At 55.0% G+C, this 1,256-nt stretch carries 1 protein-coding gene; it reads left to right on the top strand.

What is annotated here, in order from left to right; all coding sequences use genetic code 11:
• On the top strand, window positions 1-1,256 hold a 1,256-nt coding region (locus NA330_RS23150; protein ID WP_134952435.1), incomplete at both ends, for an iron-containing alcohol dehydrogenase.

Genomic DNA, 1,256 nt, shown 5'->3' with positions numbered 1-1,256 from the left:
GCGCGTATCCTGATCAACACCCCGGCCTCTCAGGGTGGTATCGGTGACCTGTACAACTTCAAACTCGCACCTTCCCTGACGTTGGGTTGTGGTTCCTGGGGTGGTAACTCCATCTCTGAAAACGTTGGTCCGAAACACCTGATCAACAAGAAAACCGTTGCTAAGCGAGCTGAAAACATGTTGTGGCACAAACTTCCGAAATCTATCTACTTCCGCCGTGGCTCTTTGCCCATCGCGCTGGATGAAGTGATTACTGATGGCCACAAACGTGCGCTCATCGTGACTGACCGCTTCCTGTTCAACAACGGCTATGCAGACCAGATCACCTCTGTGCTGAAAGCGGCTGGCGTTGAAACCGAAGTCTTCTTCGAAGTTGAAGCCGACCCGACGCTTTCCGTTGTTCGCAAAGGCGCTGAGCTGGCTAACTCCTTCAAACCGGACGTGATCATCGCGCTGGGCGGCGGTTCCCCGATGGACGCCGCGAAAATCATGTGGGTAATGTACGAACATCCGGAAACTCACTTCGAAGAACTGGCGCTGCGCTTTATGGACATCCGTAAACGTATCTACAAGTTCCCGAAAATGGGCGTGAAAGCGAAAATGATCGCCGTCACCACCACTTCCGGTACCGGTTCTGAAGTCACACCGTTTGCGGTTGTGACCGACGATGCAACCGGTCAGAAATATCCGCTGGCTGACTACGCCCTGACCCCGGATATGGCGATTGTCGACGCCAACCTGGTGATGGATATGCCGAAGTCCCTGTGTGCGTTCGGTGGTCTGGATGCGGTAACTCACGCTCTGGAAGCTTATGTTTCCGTACTGGCTTCTGAGTTCTCTGACGGTCAGGCTCTGCAGGCTCTGAAACTGCTGAAAGAAAACCTGCCGGCGTCTTACCACGAAGGGTCTAAAAACCCGGTTGCGCGTGAACGTGTTCACAGTGCAGCGACTATCGCCGGTATCGCGTTTGCCAACGCCTTCCTCGGTGTATGTCACTCCATGGCGCACAAACTGGGCTCTCAGTTCCACATTCCGCACGGTCTGGCGAACGCCCTGCTGATTTGTAACGTTATCCGCTACAACGCGAATGACAACCCGACCAAGCAGACCGCTTTCAGCCAGTACGATCGTCCGCAGGCACGCCGTCGTTACGCTGAAATTGCTGACCACCTGGGCCTGAGCGCGCCGGGCGACCGTACCGCCGCTAAGATTGAAAAACTGCTGGCATGGCTGGAAAGCATTAAAGCTGAGCTGGG

The sequence above is a fragment of the Salmonella sp. NW722 genome (assembly GCF_051702785.1).
Lineage (GTDB): Bacteria > Pseudomonadota > Gammaproteobacteria > Enterobacterales > Enterobacteriaceae > Salmonella > Salmonella enterica.
Note: the sequence above shows the minus strand (reverse complement) of the source record. Positions and strands in the feature narration are given on the sequence as shown.